Raw genomic sequence first — 19,851 nt, 5'->3', positions numbered from 1 at the left:
GTAACGCTACTTGCGGAAAATCAGGAAGCGGTTGTTCTGACGGTCACCCACGATCAGTGTTTGTGCATCAATAATCTTTACGCCGGTAGGTTCGTACAGCGTTTGTGCTGAAGGCTGGGCATCCACCAGGCCATCTTGATCACTGTCATTAGGCCGATTGTTGACGAAATCAGCCTGGCCAATGACTTCGTCCGCAGGCTCGAAATCAGACGTTGGGAACTGGTTCCAGATCAGCACTCGGTGGTTGTCGGAATCGGCAATGACCAGGCGGGTGCCATCGGAGTCGACGCCATCATAGGGGTAATTCAGCGTGCGGCCGCTGGCGCCGGCGTCAGGGCTGCCGTCCTGATTATCGTCGTTGGCCGTGTTGCCGGCGAAGTCCGCCTGGCCTAGCACCAGATCGGCAGGGGCAAAATTGCTGCTCGGGAACGTGTTCCAGATCAGTGCCCGATTATTGTCGGAATCCAGCACCACCAATCTACTGCCATCGGTCCACACCCCGGTGGGGAATGCCATTGTCCTGTTGGTGGGGGTGGCATCCGGGTTGCCATCCTGATTGTCATCATTGGCTTCGCAGGTGGTAAAACCGTTCTGCCCCAGCACCAGACTGGCCTGGCTGCCATCGGTCAGGGTGGAGGTGTCATTCCAGATCAACACGCGACTGTTGCCCGTGTCGGCAACGACCAGCTTGCCGCCCGCCGCTGATAGCGTTTCCGGCTCGGTGATACCGCTCTGCGAACAGGCCGCTGCATTACTAGTGACATCGGCCTGACCCAGTGCAAAGTCAGCCGAAGCGGGTCCGCTGGAAGGCACAGGGTTATAGCCCAGTGCGCGATTATTGAAAAAATCGCTGATGAAAAGCAGGCCGTTGTCGATAGCTGGAGATTGGGGTGCATCCAGTGCACTGGCGCTGATGCCAGCGGTGTTGCTACTCAGACCGCCCTGGCCCAGGGCGAAATCCGCAGTGACATTGTTGGTCGTGGGGAGCGAATTGAATCCAAGAATACGGTTATTGCCGGTGTCGGGCAGATAGAGGATGCCGTTGTGATACGCGGGACTGCCGTAGGGGTCGTTGATGGTATTGGCGTCAACGCCCCCTCCCTGATTGGGGCTGCCGCTGGTGAAGTCGGCCTGGCCAATGACCACGGTCGCCGCCTTGAAGTTGAAGCTTGGCGGTGGCGGGGTTGAACTGCTGGTGCCGCCCCCTCCACCACTGCTTCCCCCTCCGCCACCACAGCCGGTGAGTGCGGCAGCCACCAGAACGGTTCCTGTGGCAATGAGTAACGGCATCCCTGCGTTCATTGGCATATCCCCCTGAGTCCATCGTGCGGGCGAAAGTAGCGCCAGAGAATCCTTCTCCGGCATAAGAATTAATATAGACCTGTGAGTGAGGTTAAAAAGTAACCAATGGTAATGTTTTGAAGGGATCGCCAGGGGCTCTGTTAACAACTTCAGGGTGTGCTATCGCGATTGCATGTCCCGCAGCTGCTGTTGAAGCAGGTTGAGTTGGCCGCTCCAGTAATTCATGGATTCAAACCAGGGGAAGGCCGGAGGGAAGGCCGGGTCGTCCCAGCGGCGGGCCAGCCAGGCGTCGTAGCAGACCATGCGGCGGATGCGCAGGGGCTCGATCAGGGCTTTCTGTTCCCAGGGAAAAGGCAGAAAAGTGTCGTAGCCTTTGGCGAGCACGCGCAGTTGATGCTGTTGTTCGTCATCTTCTCCTGATAGCAGCATCCACAGGTCCTGCATGGCTGGCGCGCGCAGGCTGTCGTCCAGGTCCACGAAGTGGGGGCTGTCATCTCGCCACAGGATGTTGCCGGTGTGGCAGTCACCGTGAACGTTCAGCAGGGGAAAGTTCAGGTCCGCCAGGCGTTGTTCGATGGCTTCCAGTAGCTGCCCGATCAGATCGCGATACTGGCCCCGGTAGTTGAGGTCGACCACATCGTTGATCAGAAAGGTGCTGGCGGTACGAATGTCGTCGACGGCATCGAGGGTTGGGCGCTGCTGGTAGGGGCGGTCGCTGCCACAGGCATGCCAGCGAGCCAGGGTTCGGCCCAGCTGTTCCAGGTGGCTGTCGTTGGCCAGTTCCGGAGCATGGCCGCCGGCACGGCGAAATACGGCAAAGGAAAACCCGTCGCAATGAAACAGGCTGATGCCATCGCGTACTTCTGGTGCTACTACGGGCAGATCCCGCTCAACCAGAAACAGGCTGAAGGCGTGCTCCTCCAGAATCTGCTCGTCGCTCCAGCGCTGCGGGCGGTAGAACTTCACAATCACTGGCGGGCCTTCTTCCTGGCCCACCTGATAGACCCGGTTTTCAAAGCTGTTCAGCTGCAGCAGTCGGCCGTCGCTGAGGAAGCCCGCGCCATCCACCGCATCGAGCATGAAGTCCGGGGTGAGATCGTCAAAGGGGTGGGACATGGATTGGCCTCAGGGTTGGCGTTGTCAGCGTGGGGCTTTCGGACTCCGGCGTCCAGCCAAATTACGCGGGCTCCGGAACCTCGCCCAGCCAGACCTGCTCGCCGCGCACTTCGACTGGCACAGGCACCAGCTTGTCGCCCAGGCAGGGGCCTGACAGGCAGTGACCTGTCTGCACTTCAAACAGGGCGCCATGGTTGGCGCACATGATGAACTGCTTGTCGCTATCCATGAATTCGTCCGGCATGAAATTCAGCTCGATGCCCAGGTGCGGGCACCAGTTGATGTAGGCGTGAATCTGTCCGTCGAACTTGGCCACCAGAATGGGCTGGCCGTCTTTCTGAAACTCCCGGGCGCTTTCGTGCTCGATATCGTCCAGGTTGCAAATGTGTTCCATGGTCTTTTCCGTGCTGCTTTCTTTAGGGCGGTAGTAGTCAGTGAGTTATTCGCCCAGAACCGTTTTGCGAATGTCGAGATGATCTTCGGCCGGCAGGCGCGGGCCGAACCGGGTGACCAATTTTGCTGAGGACACCGATGCCAGTTTTCCTGCGGTGGCGAAGTCGTGGCCGTGGGTAATGGCATACAGGAAGGCGCCGGCAAAGAGGTCGCCTGCGCCGTTGCTATCCACAGCGTCGACGGCCACCGGTTCGATTTGATGGGTGTCGGTACCGTCCCACACCAGAGCGCCCCTGGCGCCCAGAGTGATCACCGCAGAGCGGCACACCGCTTTCAGGGCTTGCAGAGCCTCGTCCACACTGTTGGTGTCAGTGAAGCTTGTGGCTTCTGCCTCGTTGCAGAACAGCAGGTCGACACCGTCACCGAGCATTTCGATGAGGCCATCCTTGAAAAACTGGACCATGGCGGGATCGGAAAAGGTCAGCGAGGTTTTCACGCCGTGCTTTTCTGCCAGCTGGCGAAGTTTGACCGTGGCGGCTCGGGAGCTGTCGCCACTGACCAGATAGCCTTCCAGATAGACATAGTGACTGTCGGCAATGGCGGCTTCATCCAGATCCTGCACGGACACTTCGCTGGAAATGCCCAGATAAGTATTCATGGTACGTTCCGCATCCGGGGTGAGCATGACCAGGCACTTCCCGGACACGCCGCTGACACGGTTGCCGTTCATATTGGTGTCCACACCGGCGGCGGTCAGGTCGTTGACAAAAATATCGCCGGTGGCATCGCTGGCCACTTTGCAGGCGTAGTAGCTGGTACCACCGAAATAGCGAGTGGCAACGACGGTGTTACAGGCAGAGCCGCCACTGGTCTGTTTACGCGGCTCTGCTTCTTCGGCCAGAGCGGTCAGTAGTTCGGCTTGACGGGCCTCGTCCACCAAGGTCATGACTCCCTTGCCCACGTTCATGCGCTCCAGAAAAGCGTCGCTGACCTCGATTTCGGTATCTACCAGTGCATTGCCAAGGGCATAAACGTCATATTTCTTGGTCATGGGTGCTCCAATTCGCGTTGTGGGCGGGCAAGGGCGGCTATTATGGGCCGCCGCGAGCCAGTTGCAAAACCTGTCCCGCATCGATGCGGAACATATTGGGCATCCCGCACTCTGAATAGACTCATAAAACGCCCACAATTTTCTCTATACTCCGTCCCCATGGCTAAAAACACGAAAAAGACCCCGGCACGATCGCGGGGGCAATCACCGCGCAAGAAAGCACCTGCGCGCAAGAAAAAAGTGGCGAATCGTCGTTGGTTCAGCTGGGCCTTTGTGGCCAAGGTGTCGCTGGTCCTGCTGGTTATCGGGGCGGCGGGCATGGCGTATCTGGATGCCATGGTACGCCAGCGTTTCGATGCCCATGTGTGGCAGCTGCCGGCACGGGTGTATGCGCGCCCTGTGGAGCTCTATGAAGGGCGCGTGCTGTCCCGGGAGGACATGCTCAAGCTGCTGGACCTGATGCGTTACCGCAACGATTCGCGAGCGTCCACACCGGGGAGTTTCTCTGCCCAGGGCAACAGCTTGCTGATTCATACCCGGGGTTTCCACGACAGCGATGGTGGTGAAAAGCCGCGACGGATTCGCCTGTCGCTGTCCGGCGGCCAGATTCAGTCACTGCAGGCGGGGGGCGACGGGCTGGCAAGGCTGGAGCCGCTGCAGATTGGCAGTATCCATCCGCAGCATGCTGAAGACCGGGTGCTGGTGCCGCTGGAAGAAGTGCCGCCGCTGCTGGTGGACATGCTGCTTGCCACCGAAGATCAGAGCTTTTATGAGCACCACGGAGTGTCGCTGCGTGGCTTGGCCCGTGCCATGCTGGCCAACTTGAAGGCCGGAGGGCTGGTGCAGGGCGGCAGTACCCTGACCCAGCAGTTGGTAAAGAATTTCTGGCTCAGTTCTGAGCGCACCCTGTCGCGCAAGTTGCTGGAAATGCCCATGGCCTTGCTGCTGGAGCTGCACTACAGCAAGCAGCAGATCCTGGAAGCGTATCTGAACGAGGTCTACCTGGGCCAGGATGGCGCCCGCGCCATTCACGGTATGGGGCTGGGCGCCCAGTTCCTGTTCGGCCGCCCGCTACAAGAGTTGGAGCCCCATCAATTGGCCACACTGGTGGCGCTGCTCAAGGGGCCCAGCTGGTACGACCCGCGTCGCCGGCCTGAGCGTGCCATGGAGCGTCGTAATACCGTGCTGAGAGTCGCGCTGGAGCAAGGCGCGTTGTCCCAGTCGGATTACGATAAATACAGCACGCGGCCTCTGGAAGTGGTGCCCCGTGGCGCTTCTGCGCTGTATGCCTTCCCGGCGTTTATTGATCTGGTGCGCCGACAGCTGGCGCGGGATTACCCGCCGGAAGTGCTCAGTGATGAGGGCCTGAATATCCATTCTACTCTGGACGTGCTGGCACAGTTGGCTGCGGAAGGGGCGCTCAAGGAGCACCTGGATAACCGTGATCCCAAGGAAGACAAGAAGCTCAACGGTGCGGTCGTGGTGGTAGCGCCTGCCCAGGGTGATGTGTTGGCGCTGGTCAGCAACCGCCACTCCCGGGAGGCCGGTTTCAACCGGGCACTGGATGCCGAGCGCCCCATGGGCTCGCTGGCCAAGCCTGCCGTGATTCTGTCCGCCGTACAGCAACCGAAAAAATGGTCACTGGCGACCCTGGTGGAGGATGGCCCGATTCAGGTGGCCATGCCCAATGGTGACCTCTGGGACCCGCAGAACTTTGACAAACAATCCCGTGGGGCGATGCCCATGGTGGATGTGCTGGCGCAGTCCCGTAACCAGGCCACCGCCCGCCTTGGGTTGGATGTGGGGCTGGACAGGGTAGCCGGTACCATGGAGACCCTTGGGGTTACCCGTCAGGTACCACGCTATCCGAGTATTCTGCTGGGCAGCCTGGCGTTGACGCCGTTTGAAGTGGCCATGATGTACCAGCCCCTGGCCACCGGAGGCTTTAGCACACGCTTGCGTTCCATCACGGATGTGCTGGACAAAGATGGCCAGCCGCTGGCTCGCTATCCGGTCAGTGCGGATGAAGTGGTGGCGGCGGGGCCAGCCTTCCTGACCCAGTGGGCCATGCAGCAGGTAGTGGAGAATGGCACCGCCCGTTCTGCCCGCGCTTACCTGCCGGAAGATCTCAAGGTAGCGGGGAAAACCGGCACCAGTGATGATTTCCGTGATGCCTGGTTTGCCGGTTTTTCTGCCAACCATCTGGCAGTGGTATGGGTCGGGCGAGATGATAATGCCAGTGCTGGCATCACCGGTACCAGTGGAGCCTTGCCGATCTGGGCGCGGCTGATGGGCAAGCTGCCCCAGCGCAGCCTGTCGCAAGCGCCACCTGCCGGGATTGAATGGGTCTGGATGAACCCGGATGGCCAGCGCGTTAGCGCAGAAGGTTGTGGTGAGGCACGGCGTTACCCCATGCTGGAGGCCTCAATTCCCCAGCAAGCAGATGGCTGTGGTGCGGTGAAACAAACCGGCAAGGGCATCAAGGGGTGGTTCAAGGGATTGTTTGACTAATACCCGATGCGCGCTACTCGCAGGCGGGGCCAGGGGGCGAGTGCCGGGATGACAGGATGAAGAGCATGCAAGGGTTGATTCGAGTATTGGTGATAGGTGTTTTGCTGAGCGGCTGCGCGGTACGCGGGCCGGAGATGCCTGCGGAGCCGATGACGGCCAGTGTGGAACTGGACGGTTCACCGGCCCTGTCGTTGCTGCACAAGGCGGAAGCCGCGCGCCATCAGGGTGAAACTGCCGCAGCAGAGCGCTATCTGGAGCGGGCATTGAATATCGCCCCGGACTCGTCCTGGCTCTACAAGACGCTGGCGGACCTGCGCCTGTTTGAAGGGGACGCGCGAGGTGCCGAGGGTTTTGCCCTCAAGGCCCTGAGGCTGGCGCCAGACTACCCGCAATACCGTGCTGAGCTCTGGGAAATGGTGGCCACCGCCCGCGAGCGCCAGGGTGACAAGGCCGGCGCCGACGACGCCCGCGAGCGGGCCGCCAAGGCGCTGGAGCCGAGGACGCAACCGGTATGACGCCGGCAGTACAGGCAGCCAAAAAAGCAAAGGTCCGCCACCAGCTGCTGAGTTATGAGCACGACCCTAAAGCCGAAAGCTATGGTCTCGAAGCGGCGGAGCTGCTCGGCCTGCCGCCCGAGCGGGTATTCAAGACACTGGTGGCACTGGTGGACGATGAGCCCGTTGTGGCCATGGTGCCGGTGGCCCATCAGCTGGACCTGAAGTTTCTTGCCAAGGCGTATGGTGGCAAGAGGGCGGTCATGTGCCCACCGGACAAGGCGCAACGCCTCACCGGCTATGTGCTCGGTGGCATCAGTCCGTTGGGGCAGAAGAAACGATTGCCGTTGTACCTGGACAACAGTGCGGAATCACAGGCAGAAATCTATATGAGTGCTGGACGCCGCGGCCTGGAAATCGCCATGGCGCCGCAGGATTTGCTCACCCTCACTGGTGGCAAGCTGGCCGAGCTGGTGCGCGATAAAAGCAGTAAGGAGTAACGAGAAGCGAGTGACGAGTCGCAAAAACCTTTAAACAATGTGGTTTTTGCTTTTGATTTTCGAAACTCGCTTCTAAAAACTCAAACCTGTTTCTTCAGACCTTCCCGAATGCCTTGCGCGCCGCCGCGATGGTAGCCTCGATATCGTCATCACTGTGCGCTGCAGACACGAATCCGGCTTCGAACGCGCTGGGCGCCAGGTAGATACCCTGATCCAGCATGGCGTGGAAGAAACGGTTGAAGCGCTCGCTGTCACAGGCCATCACTTCTGCAAAGCTGCTCACCCGGCTCTGGTCGGTGAAGAACAGACCGAACATGGCTCCAGCTTGAGCGGTGGTGAAGGCCACGCCTTCGGCGTGGGCGGCTTCAGTAAGGCCGGTCAGCAGTCGGGTGGTTTTCTCGGTCAGGGCGTCATGGAAGCCAGGCTTGCTGATCAGCTTCAGGGTGGCCAGTCCTGCGGCCATGGCCACCGGGTTGCCGGACAAGGTGCCAGCCTGATAGACCGGCCCCAGCGGTGCCAGGTGTTCCATGATTTCCTTCTTGCCACCAAAGGCACCTACCGGCATACCGCCACCGATGATCTTGCCCAGGGTGGTCATGTCAGGTGTGATGTCGTAAAGGGCCTGGGCGCCCCCCAGGGCGACCCGGAAACCGGTCATCACTTCGTCAAAGATCAGCACGCTGCCGTGCTCATCACAATACTTGCGCAAGGCCTGCAGGAAAGCCGGGGTTGGCGGCACACAGTTCATGTTGCCCGCCACCGGCTCCACGATGACGGCCGCGATCTGCTCGCCGAATTCGTTGAAGGCGCTTTCCACGGCGGCGGCATCGTTGTAGTTGAGAACCAGCGTATCGGCGGTAACCGCGTCCGGGATCCCCGGAGAGCTGGGGTTGCCCAGGGTCAGGGCGCCGGAGCCGGCCTTGACCAGCAGGCTGTCCACGTGGCCGTGGTAGCAACCTTCAAACTTGATAATCTTGTCGCGGCCAGTGTAACCACGGGCCAGGCGGATGGCGCTCATGGTGGCTTCGGTGCCGGAGTTGACCATGCGCACCATGTCCATGGAGGGCACCAGCTTGCAGACCTTGTCGGCCATGGCAATTTCGGCGGCCGTGGGGGCGCCGAAGCTGAGGCCATTTTTCACCGCCGCTTCCACGGCGGCAATCACGTCCGGATGGTTATGGCCGAGGATCATCGGTCCCCAGGAGCCCACATAATCGATGTAGCGATTGTCATCTTCATCGTAGAGATAGGGGCCTGCGGCCTGGTGGAAGAACACCGGGGTGCCACCGACGCCCTTGAAAGCGCGCACCGGGGAATTCACGCCCCCGGGAATGTGCTTCTGGGCCTGACGAAACAGTTTTTCGGATTGCTTGCGGGGCATGGTGTGTCTCCTGAATCTCGGGTCTGAACTGGTCAGAAAAGGTCGCTGATACGGCGTGCGGCGGCTTCGATGTCAGCCGGGTCGGAATGGCCGAACAGGGCCTCGATAACGGCCACGCTGGCGGCGCCAGCCTGGATCAGCAGGGGCGCATTATCCGCATTCACTCCGCCGATGGCTACCACGGGCAGAGGAAACTCGTCGCAGGCCTGTTTCAGGCTGGCAATGTCGGCCGGTGGCGCCTGGGGCTTGGTGCGGGACGCGAAGAAGCGGCCCATGGCCAGGTAGTCCGCGCCCGCATCCGCTGCCTGACGAGCGAGCCTCAGGTCGCCATGGCAGGTCACGCCAATGATGCGGTTGTCACCCAGCAGGGCGCGGGCGGTGGCAATGCCTCCATCGCTCTGGCCGATATGAACGCCGTCGGCGCCCACTTCTGCCGCCAGTGCCGGGTCGTCGTTGACGATGAACAGGGCATCGTATTCGTGACAAAGCGCCCGTAACTGGCTGGCGCGGCGACGGCGCTGGTCTGCAGAGGCGGTTTTGTCGCGGTATTGCAGCAGCCGGGCGCCGCCAAACAAAGCCGCCTCAACCGCCGGAAGTAGTCGCTCATCAGGGGTCAGTGCGGGGTCGGTGATGGCATAGAGGCCATTAATGGTTTTGTTTGTCATCGGCGGTCCGGGACGTACTGGCCGTTACCGGGGCGGAAGGCGCTGCGCAGGAAGCGATCCACGTGGGCCTGTCCGTCCGCCACCGCGTTGGCCAACGATTCGCCGTGGCCGCGCAGGCAGGCAATAGCGGAAGCGAGGGTGCAGCCGGAGCCGTGATAGCTGTGCGGCAGGCGCTCCCATTGCCATTGCTGCATGCCGCCAGCGGTGAACAGGTGGTTGGTCACATGGGTCGTGTCATCGTGGGTGCCGGTGATCAAGACCGCCTGACCGCTGGCGTTGACCAGGGCTTCACCACAGGACGACACCCCTTGCAGGCCGCACAGTTGTTCTGCTTCCGGCAGGTTGGGTGTCATCACCTCGCATCGCGGCGCCAACGTGTTGAGCATCACTTCAGCCAGGGACTCACGGGTCAGGCTGCCGCCTGCTTCGGCGGCCAGTACCGGATCCAGCACCACCGGTACCCCGGGTAGTCGGTCCAGCAGCCGGGCGATGAACTCGATGATGGCGACCGAGCCGGTCATGCCAATTTTCACTGCCTGATACTCGAAGTCATCCAGCAGGGCATCGGCCTGTTGTTCCAGCAGGGCGATGTCGGTGAGCTGGAAGCCTCTCACGTTCTGGCTGTTTTGCACCGTCAGCCCGGTGATCAGAGTGGAAGCAAAACCGCCCAGCGCCCGGATAGCTTCGATATCCGCGTGGATACCTGCCCCTCCGGAGGGGTCATGACCAGCAATGACAAGAATATTCGGTTTCATTGGCGCGCCTGAATCAGGACACCCAAGACCTGACGCAGCTGCCGGTTAGTCGTCCGGCGTTTGGCGTCAGGCTTCAGGGGTCATCAAAATGGACGAACGATGACGAGGATAACGATCGCCACCAGCATGAATACAGGAATCTCGTTGAAGATCCTGTAAAACTTGTCGCTTTTGGTGTTGGCATCGTTGGCGAACTTTTTCATGTAGGCCAGACAGACATGATGGTAGCCGATCAGCAGGAACACCAGCGCCAGCTTGGCGTGCATCCAGCCGCTGCCCTTGTAGGCTTCCATGTTGGCCATGAACATCCACAGGCCCAGCACCACCGTCACGATCATGCTGGGGTTCATGATGCCGCGATACAGCTTGCGCTCCATGATCTTGAAGCGGTCTTTGCTGATCTGGTCTTCTGCCATGGCGTGGTACACGAAGAGGCGCGGCAGATAGAAGATGCCGGCAAACCAGCAGATAACGGCAATCAGGTGGATGGCCTTGATCCAGAGAAAGTGGTCGAGAGCGAACTGCATGGGCTGATCCTGTGGTTGTGGCTGTCGTTATGGGTGTAGTTGTGGAATAGAAGTGGCGGTTCAGTGGGCGTACACTATACCGCCTTCCGTTTCCCGTTTTCGAATTCTCAAGGACTCCTGTGAACAAGCGGCCCCGTCATCGTCGATTGATGCGTTACTACCTGTTTCGCACCCGGCGTGTCAGCCGCAGGCAGCTGGGCTCCTGGCAGGACTGGAAACTGCGCATGGTGTTCTGGACTGGCGCCATTCTGGTCGGGCTGGTGGTGGTCGCGTTTGCCTGGGTGGCAGAGCTTGCCTCTCACACCTTTGTGCAGCTCCATGAGCGCTCCCCTTATCTGCCTGTTCTGGTGACTCCGCTAGGCATGCTGTTGATTGTGTGGCTGATGCGTCAGCTGGGCACCGAGTCTCAGGGCAGTGGTATTCCCCAGGTATTGGTGGTGCTCAAGCAGCGTTATCACTGGTTGCGGCCCACCTTTCTTTCTTTGCGGGTGATTCTGGGCAAGTTTGTGCTCACCTGCCTCGGGTTGCTGTGTGGCGCCAGTATCGGCCGTGAAGGGCCCAGTGTGCATATGGGGGCAGCCATCATGTATTCGGTGGGGCAGGTCGGCAGGCTCAACCAGAAATACGTGGATAACTCACTGATTGTGGCCGGGGGCGCCGCTGGCGTGTCGGCGGCCTTCAATGCGCCGTTGGCAGGGATTGTATTTGCCATTGAAGAGCTGTCTGGCTCGTTCGAGCAGCGCACCAGCGGTACCCTGATTCTGGCCATCATTCTTTCTGGGGTGGTGGTGTTGATGATCATGGGCCATTACAGCTTCTTCGGTCACCCTGGAGGCAGCCTCGATATCACCAGCGACTGGGCTGCCATTGGGGTAACGGCGCTGGTCTGTGGCCTCTTTGGCGGTCTGTTCAGTCGCTTGTTGATTCGTGGCAGCCAGTTCCTGTCGCCCTTCGCCAAGGCTCACCCGTACCGGGTCGTATTGATGTGCTCCCTGGTGCTGGTGTTCCTCGGGCTGGTCACTGGTGGCGCGACCTACGGGAGTGGCTACGAGCAAGCCAGCACCCTGCTGGATGGGGAGCACCCGGGAAACTGGAGTTTTGCGCTGGCCAAGATGTCGGCCACACTGGTGTCCTACTTTACGGGTATCCCCGGCGGGCTGTTTTCACCCAGCCTCGCAGCGGGTGCAGGGTTCGGCAATCTGGTGGGTGGTTTTTTCCCGGACGTGTCACTGGTGGGGCTGACGCTGGTGGCCATGGCGGCCTTCCTGGCGGCCGTGATTCAGCGTCCGATCACGTCTTTTGTGATCGTGATGGAGCTGACCGGGAACCGACACGATATTCTGTTGCCTCTGATGGCGGGAGCGTTCCTGTCGGCGGCGGTAGCCAAGCTGGTATGGGCACGCCCCCTGTACGATACCCTTGCCGAGCGCATGGCTGATGGACAGGGCATGGCGCTGGAAAAGCCCCGCGCGGATGAGGCGCCGACAGAAACGGGCAGTGATGAAAGCGAGCGCAAGCTACCGGGCTAGGTGATTTGGCATGCCCATTAGTTGCTGCAAGTACGGTGCGCCGCCTATCATGCGTGGCCCGCCTGTGCGGCGAAGAAGTTAACTGGTTGGAGTAAGCGATATGGCAACGGGGTCTGTCCTCAAGGTAGGGGTGGTTGGCGGTACCGGTTATACCGGGGTCGAGCTGCTGCGCCTGCTGGTCAACCATCCCCAGGCTGAGCTGGAGGTGATCACCTCCCGTGGCGATGCCGGCACGGCGGTGGCTGACATGTTCCCCTCGTTGCGTGGTCGCACGGATCTGGTGTTCTCTGAACCGGATGTGGCGCGTCTTGCCCAATGCGATGTGGTGTTCTTTGCGACCCCGCACAACGTGGCCATGCGCATGATGCCTGAACTGATGGAGGCGGGTGTGCGCGTGGTGGACCTGTCTGCCGATTTCCGGTTGCGTGATCATGAGCTGTGGAGCGAATGGTACGGTGAGCCCCATGCCTGCCCGGAGCTGCTGGCGGAAGCGGTGTACGGCCTGCCGGAAGTGAATCGGGAAAAAATGCGTGATGCGCGGCTGGTGGCTTGTGCCGGTTGCTACCCCACGTCTATCCAGTTGGGTTATCTGCCGTTGCTGGAAAACGGCTGGATCAAGCCGGACCAGCTGATTGCCAACTCGGCCAGCGGTGCCAGCGGAGCCGGAAAAGGGGCCAAGGTGGCCATGTTGCTGGCGGAGGCCGGCGAAAGCTACAAGGCGTACGGCGCCAGTGGGCACCGTCATCTGCCGGAAATCGAGCAGGGTCTGGCGGATATCGCTGGCGGTCCCGTCAAGGCAACCTTTGTGCCGCACCTGATCCCCATGATTCGCGGTATTCACTCCACCCTTTATGGTCAGCTGGTGGAAGGGGCCCCTTCTCTGGAAGAAGTGCAGGCCGCCTATGAGGCCCGTTATGCCAACGAGCCTTTTGTCGATGTGATGCCGCTTGGCAGTCACCCGGAAACGCGTTTCGTGAAAGGTGCGAATACCTGCCGCATCGCCCTGCACCAGCCCCGTGGCGAGAATGTCATCGTGGTGCTTTCGGTGATCGATAACCTGGTCAAAGGTGCCTCAGGTCAGGCGGTGCAGGCCATGAATATCATGTTCGGACTGAATGAGGATGCGGGGCTGTCTGTTGTCCCGCTGGCACCCTGATCATGGCGAAGAAACCGAAAAGCCGCGCGGGTATTGATGATGTGATGCTGGTGCCGGTGAGCCCGTCCCAGCAGAAGAAGCGCCGCCGTATTCTGGTTGTCAGCGCCATCGTGGCGGCGCTGCTGTTGTTCTTTGGCGGATTGTGGACAGGTAACAGCGGTGCGCTGGATACCTCGGAGACCAACCGTCGCCTGCGAGCCGAACTCAAGAGTGCCTCCCGGGAGCTGGAGGCGGCTCGTAACGAGTTGGCGCTGTACCGCACGGATACTGAAGTGACCCAGCAGGCCCGGGAAAACCTGCGTCAGGAGATCAAGGGGCTGCGTGATCAGGCTGCCGAGCTTGAGGAGGCGGTGGCCTTCTACAAGAACGTGATGGCGCCCGGTGGCACCGAGCGCGGCATGCAAATCGAGAAATTGACCCTTCAGCCCACGGAGAAGGAAGGCCAGTACAGTTACAAAGTGGTGCTGGTGCAGTCCGGCGATAACCGTAATTATCTGTCTGGTGACATTGATCTTGTGCTGCGCGGGAGTCGCGATGGCGCCGCGATCAAGCTGACCGGAGATGACTGGTTGGATGATGGAAGTGAGACACGCTTCCGATTTCGCTATTTTCAAGAGCTGAATGGGCGCTTTCAACTGCCGGAAGGGGTAGAGATTACCGCGCTGGATGTGGATGCTGAGAGCGACGGCAGAAACAGTTATAAAACACAGAAAACTTTTAAGTGGCAGTAGGAGAGACGCGTGCTAGGCCGAGACAAGAAAAATGCAGCTAACAGTGGTGGAGCTGCGCAACAGGATTACCGGAACCATACCCTGATCGCCCCCAGTGCAACCGTTAAAGGGGATCTTGAGTTCACCGGCGGCCTGCATGTCCAGGGCACCGTGGAAGGCAATATCAGTGTGGGCAAGGAAGGCGGGCGGCTGATTATCGGTGAGACCGGCACGGTCAAAGGCGAGATTCAGGTTCCCCAGGTGGTTATCAATGGTCGGGTTGAAGGCGATGTGCACGCCACCGAAAACCTGGAGCTGGCGGAGAAGGCCTCCGTGGAAGGTAATGTTTATTACCTGATGATCGAGATGGTCATGGGGGCTCGGGTTAATGGCAAGCTGGTACGTCTTGATGACGAGCGTCGCAACTTGCCGGCCCCGGAAAAGAAAGGCGAAAAGGCGGATGCTGGCAAGCAGGTGGCCGCGGATAATTCTTGACTGTTTTAGTCGGGTACTGGAACATAGATAACCCGCTGCCCGAACAGGGCCGCGGGTTTTCTGTCTTTACAGCCTTAGCGAGCCTATGACCGAGCAAGCCCCGATATCATTCACTGACGCCGCCGCAGCCAAGGTCAAGGAGCTGCGTGATGACGAAGGTAATCCCGAACTCAAACTACGGGTGTATATCACCGGGGGCGGCTGTGCCGGTTTTTCCTACGGCTTTACCTTTGACGAAGCCGTCAACGACGATGACACCATCGTTGAAAAGGACGGGGTCACCTTGCTGGTGGACGCCATGAGCATTCAGTACCTGGACGGCTCACAAGTGGATTATGAGCAGGGTCTGATGGGCTCGCGCTTCGTGGTCAGCAACCCCAATGCCGCCACCACCTGCGGCTGTGGTTCCTCCTTCTCGGTCTGATAACGCAACACGCACCACGCGCGAGCCAAGAAGGCGCCTATGGCGCTTTCTTGTTTTTGGCGTGCGCCCGCAGGGCGTCGTATAGCGTTGTGCGTGCATTGCCTCCTTTTGTCATAAAACCTTAATCAATTGATCAACATTTCGTCGTTTTCAGGGTGGACACTAGACCCATGATGACGACAAAACCGACATTTCAGAAAATGACCGCCGCGGATACCCGGGCCATGTGCTGGCTGCTTCAGCAGCCGCAGGCCGCGCGCCGTGCGCGTTTGGCACGACAGGTGTCCCGGCTTGGCGACGGCCCCTTCTATGTGGCGTTAACGCTGTTGATCTGGTGGTTCGACAAGGAGGGCGGCAGCTTGTTTGCGCTCACAGCCATGGCTGCGTACGCCCTTGAAGTGCCACTGTTCGTGGGGCTTAAGCACCTGATTCAGCGACCGCGGCCAGCGGACGCGCTGGAAAGCCTGTCCGCGTTCATTCAGCCTGCCGACCGCTTCAGTTTCCCCTCGGGGCATACCGCCGCGGCGTTCGTCATGGCTTCCCTGTTGTCTGTCTTCTATCCGCCGGTAATGGCGTTGGCCCTCGGGCTGGCAGTGATGGTGGGCTTGTCCAGAGTGCTGCTCGGGGTTCACTACCCGTCAGACATTCTTGCGGGCGCGACCTTGGGTTTTAGCTGCGCCATGATTGGCCTCTGGCTGGTTTGAGGAGCTGGCCACGAGCTGGGAGCTACGAGGCGCAGGAAAAGCCGGAGAAAGATTCGTTGCGATGCGTCGCATCCGCGCGATGCTGAAGCAGCGCCGAGGTGCGGCTCATGAGTTTGTCCGTTGACGCAATCCCTGGTTCACGCCTGAAGGCTCGTAGCTCGTAGCTCGCAGCTGCTCTTATGGCAGTGTGACCTGTCCCAGAATCGCTTCCCTTGCTGCCCCGGTAACCACGGGGGCATTCCCGGGTTTTTCCTCCCAACGCGCCCAGGCCAGCCAGGCAAAGGCGGCGGCCTCCACCCAGTCCGGGTGTAACCCGGCCAGCTCCGTACTTTCCACAGGGACGTCGCAACAGTCCTGCAATCGCCCGAGAAGGTAGGTGTTATGAGCGCCACCGCCGCACACCAGAATCCGCTGTGGCTGGAACCCGGTCAAGCTGTCGGCGATGCTCCGAGCCGTCAGTTCTGCCAGGGTAGCCTGCAGGTTTTCCGCCGGCAGATCTTCCTTGAGGTGCTGGGTGAGCCACTGTCGGTTGAAACGTTCCCGGCCGGTGCTTTTTGGGGGGGGCTGCTGGAAATAGGGGTCGCGAAGCAGGCGCTTGAGTAATGGCTTGTTGATCTTGCCGCTGGCAGCCCAGGCGCCATTGGCATCGTAGTTGTCGCCACGATGCAGTTGGGTCCAGAGATCCATCAGCACATTGCCCGGGCCGGTATCAAACCCGCCAACCAGCGTGTCCCCGTCCAGCAGGGAGGCATTGGCCATGCCGCCGATGTTGACGACGGCTCGCCGTTCGCCTGCCGCCCCAAATAAACGCAGGTGGAAGGGTGGCACCAGCGGCGCGCCCTGGCCGCCCAGCACCATGTCCTTGTTGCGAAAGTTGCTGACCACCGGGATCCCGGTGGCACAAGCCAGGGTATCCGGGCAGCCCAGCTGCACACTGAACCCGTCCGGGCCGGGGCGGTGGCGCACAGTCTGGCCGTGGCAGCCGATGGCCGTGACCAGGTGCGCTTCGGTGTTGGTTTTTGCCAGCAGTTCGCCACAGGCTTCCGCATAAATGCGTCCGAGTTGTCGGCTGACTTTGCCGGCTGCATCCAGTTCACTCTCGCCGGGTTGGCAAAGGGTCAGGATGTCTTTGGAAAGTGCTTCGGGGAGAGCGTGGCTATGAGTGGCAACCAGGGAAAAATGATCGCTGCCAACGTCGACCAGCACCGCGTCGATACCGTCGACGCTGGTGCCGGTCATCAGTCCGATATAGAGATCAGAAGGCATCGCTGCTGGCCAGTGTGGCGGCTTCAGCAAACAGGGTCATCTGTGCCTTGAGCCGGTTGGCGGCGATCAGGAATTCGGATCGCTCGTTGTCATTGATGCCGCGCGCCTTGGGCAAAGGGACGGTCTGTGGGTTGCGATGCACGCCATTGATGCGGAATTCATAGTGCAGATGTGGCCCGGTGGATAATCCGGATGTGCCCACATAGCCGATAGTTTGTGATTGCTTTACACGTTTTCCGACCCTGATTCCCTTTGCGAAATTGCGCATATGTGCATACAGGGTGGTGTAGATCTGGCCATGCTTGATGATCACAACATTGCCGTAGCCGCCCTTCACCCCGGCAAAGATCACCTTGCCGTCTCCCGCTGCGCGAATCGGGGTGCCTCTGGGGGCGGCATAGTCAGTGCCCTTGTGGGCGCGGATGGTATTCAGGACGGGGTGTCTGCGTCCCAGATTAAAACGGGAACTAATGCGGGCAAAGGCCACCGGGGTGCGAATGAATGCCTTGCGCATGGAATCGCCCTTGATATCCAGGTATTCCACGTCACCAGACAGGGTTTCATAGCGGAACGCAGACAGGTGGCGGTCCTGGTTCCAGAATTCCGCCATCAGGATGTCGCCTTCGCCCACCTTTTCACCGTCCAGGTAGAGCTCTTCATAGAGTATCCGGAAGCGGTCGCCCTTGCGGATGTCCAGCACAAAGTCGATATCCCAGGCAAACAGCTCGGCCAGTTGCATGGTGAGACGGTCACTGATGCCTGCTGCTGCACCGGCCAGGAAGAGTGAGTCGGTGATTTCGGCCTGGGCAAAGCGAGTTTGCTTCTGGTACTCACGCTGGCTGAGTCGAACGGTCCAGCCTGCTCCGGTCAGTTTGGCGGTCAGGGTTTCCACCTTGCTGGGGTTGTAGCGCACGCCACGCAGGGCACCATCGTCTGTAACCAGTACCTCGAGTTGCTCGCCGGGCCTGAGCTTGGTCAGGCGATCCAGCTTGTCATCACTCTTCAGCAGGGCGTACACCTGGCCGGCACCTACTCCCACTGGATGCAGCAGGGCTGAAAGACTGTCTCCGGGTTTGACGGTGAGGGTTTGCCACTGAGGGCCTTGGGGTGGTGCGGGCTGCTTGGCTGGGCTGGGAGTGGGCGAGGTGCGGGCGGGCAGTTCAATCGTCTTGGCGGCTTGCTCGGGCGCCCTGGATCTCTCGGGTTGAAGGGCGATAATGATGACGCCACCGAGAAGCACCATGGCCAGCAGTAAATGGGTGCGGGGAAACTGGCGCACCAGTCTGCCGACAGCAGAAAAGAATTGTTTCATGAAAATCGCGGGATCTGGTTGGGTGAAAAGCGTGCCGTGATACAAAGACACAACGAAAAACAGAGCTGCAAAGATACCTGCCTTCTCTGGCTGCATTCAAGTGCTACAATGGCGCGCTTTCATGGGGCCGCCTGGTCCCGCCCAAGATAGCCGCAGATCAGCAGAGGTAGGCATGGCCACGGTGGAAGAACAACTGGCACTCATTTCCCGGGGAGCGGATGAGATCATCCAGGAAGAGGAATTACGGGAAAAGCTGGCTTCAGGGCGTCCCTTGCGGGTCAAGGCAGGCTTTGATCCTACAGCACCGGACCTTCACCTTGGGCATACGGTGCTGATCAACAAGTTGCGTCAGTTTCAGGAGCTGGGCCATGAGGTCATCTTCCTGATTGGGGATTTCACCGGGATGATCGGCGACCCCACCGGTAAAAGTGCTACCCGCCCACCCCTCAGCCGTGAAGATGTGCTGCGCAATGCCGAGACCTACAAGGAGCAGGTGTTCAAGATTCTCGATCCGGCCAAAACCCGGGTGGAGTTCAACTCTACCTGGATGAACGAGATTGGTGCTGCTGGCATGATCAAGCTGGCTGGCCAGTACACCGTGGCGCGGATGCTTGAGCGTGATGACTTTGACAAGCGTTACAAGGGTAATCAGCCCATTGCCATTCACGAATTTCTCTATCCTCTGGTACAGGGCTATGACTCTGTGGCGCTGGAGGCGGATGTGGAGCTGGGTGGTACAGATCAGAAGTTCAACCTGCTGATGGGGCGTACCCTGCAGAAGTCTCATGGTCAGGCACCGCAAATCTGCCTGACCATGCCAATTCTCGAGGGCCTGGATGGCGTGCAGAAGATGTCCAAGTCACTGGGTAACTATGTGGGGGTGAACGATGCCCCGGGTGAGATGTATCGCAAGTTGCTGTCTCTTCCCGATGACCTTACCTGGCGCTACTATGAGCTTCTGAGTGCCTGCTCCAATGAGGAGCTGGAAGCGATCAAGGCCGAGGCAGACACACTTGGCTCTCCGCAGGAAGCCAAGAAAGCCTTTGCGCTGGAAATGGTGACCCGGTTCCATGGCGCTGAAGCTGCGGAGGCGGCTCCCAAGTCTGCGGGCAACCAGATTGCCCTTGGTCAAATCCCGGACAATGTCCCTGAAGTGGTGGTGGAGCTGGGTGATCAGCCCGATATTCATATTGTGCCACTGCTTCGTGAAGCCGGGCTGGCACAGAATGGCAAGGCTGCCAAGGATGTCTTTGCTCGAGGCGCGGTGTATCTGGACGGTGAGCAGCTCAATGAGGAGCGCAGTTTTCAGGCCGGTGACAGCCACGTGATTCAGGCGGGCAAGAAAAAGATCGCCAGGGTGATCATCAAGTAACCAGAAAAGGCCCGGAACGGGCCTTTTTGGGCAGAAAGTGAACGGTCAGCAGGTTTTTTGAGAAAAGTGCGAAAAAGGAGTTGACGGTTCTCCGTAAATCTCTAGAATGCGCACTCCTCGACGGGGCAACAACGCGAAGCGCGGCACCGGACGAGACGCTCTTTAACAATCAGGCAAGCAAACGTGTG

The 19,851-nt window shown here is 59.9% G+C and carries 20 protein-coding genes; 10 read left to right on the top strand and 10 right to left on the bottom strand.

Annotated features, from left to right (window positions below):
- Positions 1-6: 6 nt before the first annotated feature.
- From GFN93_RS00100 to GFN93_RS00085, 4 genes are all read right to left on the bottom strand, one after another.
- Positions 7-1,302 carry an NHL repeat-containing protein gene (locus GFN93_RS00100; protein WP_153498434.1) on the bottom strand — a complete coding sequence of 432 codons (1,296 nt, stop codon included), beginning with the start codon at positions 1,300-1,302 and terminating at the stop codon, positions 7-9.
- A 159-nt stretch (positions 1,303-1,461) separates the two neighbouring features.
- Positions 1,462-2,418 (bottom strand): serine/threonine protein kinase, encoded by a 957-nt coding sequence (locus GFN93_RS00095; protein ID WP_153498433.1) that lies wholly within the window; start codon positions 2,416-2,418, stop codon positions 1,462-1,464.
- Between the two features lie 61 nt (positions 2,419-2,479).
- Positions 2,480-2,812, bottom strand: a complete 333-nt coding sequence (locus GFN93_RS00090; protein ID WP_153498432.1) for a Rieske (2Fe-2S) protein — start codon at positions 2,810-2,812, stop codon at positions 2,480-2,482.
- A gap of 45 nt (positions 2,813-2,857) precedes the next feature.
- Entirely contained in the window at positions 2,858-3,862 is a 1,005-nt protein-coding gene (locus tag GFN93_RS00085) for an adenosine kinase (protein WP_153498431.1), read from the bottom strand.
- A 240-nt stretch (positions 3,863-4,102) separates the two neighbouring features.
- Here GFN93_RS00085 and mrcB point away from each other — a divergent pair, with 240 nt between their 5' ends.
- From mrcB to ybaK, 3 genes are all read left to right on the top strand, one after another.
- Positions 4,103-6,373, top strand: a complete 2,271-nt coding sequence (gene mrcB / locus GFN93_RS00080; RefSeq protein WP_328594031.1) for a penicillin-binding protein 1B — start codon at positions 4,103-4,105, stop codon at positions 6,371-6,373.
- 65 nt (positions 6,374-6,438) lie between these two features.
- Positions 6,439-6,888: a tetratricopeptide repeat protein gene (locus GFN93_RS00075; protein ID WP_235901603.1), complete on the top strand. Its 450-nt coding sequence runs from the start codon at positions 6,439-6,441 to the stop codon at positions 6,886-6,888.
- Positions 6,885-7,367: a Cys-tRNA(Pro) deacylase gene (ybaK, locus tag GFN93_RS00070; RefSeq protein ID WP_153498429.1), complete on the top strand. Its 483-nt coding sequence runs from the start codon at positions 6,885-6,887 to the stop codon at positions 7,365-7,367. Before GFN93_RS00075 ends, ybaK begins: the two co-directional genes overlap by 4 nt.
- A 94-nt stretch (positions 7,368-7,461) precedes the next feature.
- Here ybaK and hemL read toward each other — a convergent pair whose 3' ends face one another.
- The 4 genes from hemL to hemJ all read right to left on the bottom strand — a co-directional run bounded on the left by hemL (position 7,462) and on the right by hemJ (position 10,695).
- Entirely contained in the window at positions 7,462-8,748 is a 1,287-nt protein-coding gene (gene hemL, locus GFN93_RS00065) for a glutamate-1-semialdehyde 2,1-aminomutase (RefSeq protein WP_153498428.1), read from the bottom strand.
- Positions 8,749-8,780: 32 nt separating this feature from the next.
- Entirely contained in the window at positions 8,781-9,413 is a 633-nt protein-coding gene (thiE, locus tag GFN93_RS00060) for a thiamine phosphate synthase (RefSeq protein WP_153498427.1), read from the bottom strand.
- On the bottom strand, positions 9,410-10,168 hold the full coding sequence (gene thiD, locus GFN93_RS00055; protein WP_153498426.1) for a bifunctional hydroxymethylpyrimidine kinase/phosphomethylpyrimidine kinase: 759 nt from the start codon (positions 10,166-10,168) through the stop codon (positions 9,410-9,412). Before thiD ends, thiE begins: the two co-directional genes overlap by 4 nt.
- Before the next feature lie 83 nt (positions 10,169-10,251).
- Positions 10,252-10,695, bottom strand: a complete 444-nt coding sequence (gene hemJ, locus GFN93_RS00050) for a protoporphyrinogen oxidase HemJ (protein ID WP_153498425.1) — start codon at positions 10,693-10,695, stop codon at positions 10,252-10,254.
- Positions 10,696-10,814: 119 nt separating this feature from the next.
- On the opposite strand from hemJ, the gene GFN93_RS00045 reads away from it, so the two are divergent.
- The 6 genes from GFN93_RS00045 to GFN93_RS00020 all read left to right on the top strand — a co-directional run bounded on the left by GFN93_RS00045 (position 10,815) and on the right by GFN93_RS00020 (position 15,713).
- Positions 10,815-12,224, top strand: coding sequence for a chloride channel protein (locus tag GFN93_RS00045; RefSeq protein ID WP_328594028.1), 1,410 nt, complete (start codon positions 10,815-10,817; stop codon positions 12,222-12,224).
- Positions 12,225-12,324: 100 nt separating this feature from the next.
- Complete coding sequence (gene argC / locus GFN93_RS00040; RefSeq protein ID WP_153498424.1) at positions 12,325-13,380, top strand: N-acetyl-gamma-glutamyl-phosphate reductase; 1,056 nt, start codon at positions 12,325-12,327, stop codon at positions 13,378-13,380.
- A 2-nt stretch (positions 13,381-13,382) separates the two neighbouring features.
- Positions 13,383-14,111: a DUF6776 family protein gene (locus tag GFN93_RS00035; protein WP_153498423.1), complete on the top strand. Its 729-nt coding sequence runs from the start codon at positions 13,383-13,385 to the stop codon at positions 14,109-14,111.
- 9 nt (positions 14,112-14,120) lie between these two features.
- On the top strand, positions 14,121-14,585 hold the full coding sequence (locus tag GFN93_RS00030; RefSeq protein ID WP_328594026.1) for a bactofilin family protein: 465 nt from the start codon (positions 14,121-14,123) through the stop codon (positions 14,583-14,585).
- A gap of 85 nt (positions 14,586-14,670) precedes the next feature.
- The gene (gene erpA / locus GFN93_RS00025; protein ID WP_153498422.1) at positions 14,671-15,009 is read left to right on the top strand and encodes an iron-sulfur cluster insertion protein ErpA; all 339 of its coding nucleotides are present in this window, start codon (positions 14,671-14,673) and stop codon (positions 15,007-15,009) included.
- A 170-nt stretch (positions 15,010-15,179) separates the two neighbouring features.
- Positions 15,180-15,713, top strand: coding sequence for a phosphatase PAP2 family protein (locus GFN93_RS00020; protein ID WP_235901602.1), 534 nt, complete (start codon positions 15,180-15,182; stop codon positions 15,711-15,713).
- A gap of 177 nt (positions 15,714-15,890) precedes the next feature.
- Here GFN93_RS00020 and GFN93_RS00015 read toward each other — a convergent pair whose 3' ends face one another.
- A complete protein-coding gene (locus tag GFN93_RS00015) occupies positions 15,891-16,979 on the bottom strand; it encodes an anhydro-N-acetylmuramic acid kinase (RefSeq protein ID WP_153498421.1) in 1,089 nt (362 codons plus the stop codon).
- The gene (locus GFN93_RS00010) at positions 16,969-18,291 is read right to left on the bottom strand and encodes a peptidoglycan DD-metalloendopeptidase family protein (RefSeq protein ID WP_153498420.1); all 1,323 of its coding nucleotides are present in this window, start codon (positions 18,289-18,291) and stop codon (positions 16,969-16,971) included. Before GFN93_RS00010 ends, GFN93_RS00015 begins: the two co-directional genes overlap by 11 nt.
- A gap of 172 nt (positions 18,292-18,463) precedes the next feature.
- Between GFN93_RS00010 and tyrS the strand changes: the two genes are divergently transcribed.
- Complete coding sequence (tyrS, locus tag GFN93_RS00005) at positions 18,464-19,663, top strand: tyrosine--tRNA ligase (RefSeq protein ID WP_153498419.1); 1,200 nt, start codon at positions 18,464-18,466, stop codon at positions 19,661-19,663.
- Positions 19,664-19,851 lie beyond the last annotated feature (188 nt).

Origin of the sequence: Alcanivorax sediminis (assembly GCF_009601165.1) — a bacterium.
GTDB lineage: Bacteria > Pseudomonadota > Gammaproteobacteria > Pseudomonadales > Alcanivoracaceae > Alcanivorax > Alcanivorax sediminis.
The sequence above is the reverse complement of the archived record's forward strand: the minus strand, read 5'-3'. Positions and strand labels throughout refer to the sequence as shown.

Bases quoted from the DNA above. Each gene is read 5' to 3' on its own strand.
- argC (WP_153498424.1), top strand. From the start codon at position 12,325: ATGGCAACGGGGTCTGTCCTCAAGGTAGGGGTGGTTGGCGGTACCGGT.
- erpA (WP_153498422.1), top strand. From the start codon at position 14,671: ATGACCGAGCAAGCCCCGATATCATTCACTGACGCCGCCGCAGCCAAG.
- GFN93_RS00085 (WP_153498431.1), bottom strand. From the start codon at position 3,862: ATGACCAAGAAATATGACGTTTATGCCCTTGGCAATGCACTGGTAGAT.
- tyrS (WP_153498419.1), top strand. From the start codon at position 18,464: ATGGCCACGGTGGAAGAACAACTGGCACTCATTTCCCGGGGAGCGGAT.
- thiD (WP_153498426.1), bottom strand. From the start codon at position 10,168: ATGAAACCGAATATTCTTGTCATTGCTGGTCATGACCCCTCCGGAGGG.
- hemL (WP_153498428.1), bottom strand. From the start codon at position 8,748: ATGCCCCGCAAGCAATCCGAAAAACTGTTTCGTCAGGCCCAGAAGCAC.
- hemJ (WP_153498425.1), bottom strand. From the start codon at position 10,695: ATGCAGTTCGCTCTCGACCACTTTCTCTGGATCAAGGCCATCCACCTG.
- GFN93_RS00015 (WP_153498421.1), bottom strand. From the start codon at position 16,979: ATGCCTTCTGATCTCTATATCGGACTGATGACCGGCACCAGCGTCGAC.
- GFN93_RS00090 (WP_153498432.1), bottom strand. From the start codon at position 2,812: ATGGAACACATTTGCAACCTGGACGATATCGAGCACGAAAGCGCCCGG.
- GFN93_RS00075 (WP_235901603.1), top strand. From the start codon at position 6,439: ATGCAAGGGTTGATTCGAGTATTGGTGATAGGTGTTTTGCTGAGCGGC.
- ybaK (WP_153498429.1), top strand. From the start codon at position 6,885: ATGACGCCGGCAGTACAGGCAGCCAAAAAAGCAAAGGTCCGCCACCAG.
- GFN93_RS00010 (WP_153498420.1), bottom strand. From the start codon at position 18,291: ATGAAACAATTCTTTTCTGCTGTCGGCAGACTGGTGCGCCAGTTTCCC.
- GFN93_RS00095 (WP_153498433.1), bottom strand. From the start codon at position 2,418: ATGTCCCACCCCTTTGACGATCTCACCCCGGACTTCATGCTCGATGCG.
- GFN93_RS00035 (WP_153498423.1), top strand. From the start codon at position 13,383: ATGGCGAAGAAACCGAAAAGCCGCGCGGGTATTGATGATGTGATGCTG.
- GFN93_RS00020 (WP_235901602.1), top strand. From the start codon at position 15,180: ATGATGACGACAAAACCGACATTTCAGAAAATGACCGCCGCGGATACC.
- GFN93_RS00100 (WP_153498434.1), bottom strand. From the start codon at position 1,302: ATGAACGCAGGGATGCCGTTACTCATTGCCACAGGAACCGTTCTGGTG.
- thiE (WP_153498427.1), bottom strand. From the start codon at position 9,413: ATGACAAACAAAACCATTAATGGCCTCTATGCCATCACCGACCCCGCA.